The organism is Mycobacterium sp. E1715 (assembly GCF_001667625.1).
In the GTDB taxonomy this organism is placed as follows: domain Bacteria; phylum Actinomycetota; class Actinomycetes; order Mycobacteriales; family Mycobacteriaceae; genus Mycobacterium.
Window position 1 is genome coordinate 1 of sequence record NZ_LZJJ01000088.1, and the last position, 1,869, is coordinate 1,869.

A 1,869-nucleotide genomic window follows, 5' to 3' on the forward strand; every position below is an offset into this window, starting at 1 on the left:
GCCCGCGCCCAAAGCGGAGCCGGCAAAGCAAACGGACGGCGAGCAAGAGCCGCCCGCGCAGCCGGTGAAGGGCCTGGGCATTGCCCGCGGCGCCCGGCCGCCGGGCAAGCGCTGATCCCCGACCTGTCGAGCGTGAAGCCACTGCGAAAAATGCGCGAAGATTTCGCAACAGCTTCACGCTCGGCGAGGGCTGTCCCGGCCGCACGGGCAAGCGCTGATCACGGTTTGACGCTTGACAGCAAATTTCGGTGGACAGTGGTGGCACCATTAAGGGCGTGACCACTCACCAGCTGCCCCTGCACGCCTCCGGCCATCACCGGCAGCGGGTCTTCGCGCAGTCGTCCAAGCTTCAGGACGTCCTGTACGAGATCCGCGGGCCCGTGCACCAGCAGGCCGCGCGGCTGGAGGCCGAGGGGCACCGCATCCTCAAGCTCAACATCGGCAACCCGGCGCCGTTCGGCTTCGAGGCCCCCGACGTGATCATGCGGGACATGATCCAGGCGCTGCCGTACGCGCAGGGCTACTCCGACTCGCAGGGCATCCTGCCCGCGCGCCGCGCGGTGGTCACCCGCTACGAGCTGGTCGAGGGCTTCCCCCGGTTCGACGTCGACGACGTGTACCTGGGCAACGGGGTCTCCGAGCTGATCACGATGACGCTGCAGGCCCTGCTGGACAACGGCGACGAAGTGTTGATCCCGTCGCCGGACTACCCGCTGTGGACGGCGTCGACGTCGCTGGCCGGCGGCACGCCCGTGCACTACCTGTGCGACGAGACGCAGGCGTGGCAGCCCGACATCGCCGACCTGGAGTCCAAGATCAGCGAGCGCACCAAGGCGCTGGTCATCATCAACCCGAACAACCCGACCGGCGCGGTGTACAGCCGCGAGGTCCTCACGCAGATGGTGGAGTTGGCGCGCAAGCACCAACTGCTGCTGCTCGCCGACGAGATCTACGACAAGATCCTGTACGACGACGCCACGCACATCAACGTGGCCTCGCTGGCACACGACATGCTGTGCCTCACGTTCAACGGGCTGTCCAAGGCCTACCGGGTCGCCGGCTACCGCGCGGGCTGGCTGGCGATCACCGGACCCAAGGACCACGCCGAGAGCTTCATCGAAGGCATCAACCTGCTGGCGAACATGCGGCTGTGCCCCAATGTGCCCGCCCAGCACGGGATTCAGGTGGCCCTCGGTGGCCACCAGAGCATCGAAGACCTGGTGCTGCCGGGCGGGCGGCTGCTCGAGCAGCGCGACGTCGCGTGGCAGAAACTCAACGAGATTCCCGGGGTGTCCTGCGTCAAGCCCGAGGGCGCGCTGTATGCCTTCCCCCGGCTGGACCCCGAGGTCTACGACATCACCGACGACGAACAGCTCGTCCTCGACCTGCTGTTGCAGGAGAAGATCCTGGTCACGCAGGGCACCGGATTCAATTGGCCGGCACCGGATCACCTGCGCATCGTCACGCTGCCGTGGTCCCGCGATCTCGCCGCCGCGATCGAGCGGCTGGGCAACTTCCTGGTCAGCTATCGCCAGTAAGCAACTTCGCAGCCGGCGCCTCTACGGTGGACCGGGTGACACACTCGCACTCGCACGGCCCGTCGGCTCCGGTCCAGGTTGAATCGCTGCCCGCGAGGATCGTCGTCGGGCTGTTGGTGGCGATCGGGGTGGCGGTGCTCGGCGGCGCCATCGCGCTGTGGCCCAGCCGCCAGCACGTCGACATCCCGATGCCGTTCCAGAACGCGGCCGGGGGTGCAGTGAGCACCCAGGCCGGGCACGTGCTGTCCAGCGGCATGGGCGACTGCGGCAGCCCGTCGGTCAGCCAGGTGCTCACCACCGCGCCGCAGCCGGCGCCGCCTGGCGCGGGCCG

Annotated in this window: 1 protein-coding gene and 2 pseudogenes; all 3 read left to right on the top strand. The window is 68.4% G+C overall.

From position 1 onward, the window contains the following. A pseudogene (locus A9X03_RS30770) lies at positions 1 to 115 on the top strand (hypothetical protein); the annotation flags it as partial. Between the two features lie 133 nt (positions 116 to 248). Continuing rightward, on the top strand, positions 249 to 1,538 hold the full coding sequence (locus A9X03_RS04775) for a pyridoxal phosphate-dependent aminotransferase (RefSeq protein WP_067779196.1): 1,290 nt from the start codon (positions 249 to 251) through the stop codon (positions 1,536 to 1,538). Positions 1,539 to 1,573: 35 nt separating this feature from the next. Beyond that, positions 1,574 to 1,869: pseudogene (locus A9X03_RS04780) on the top strand (YibE/F family protein); the annotation flags it as partial.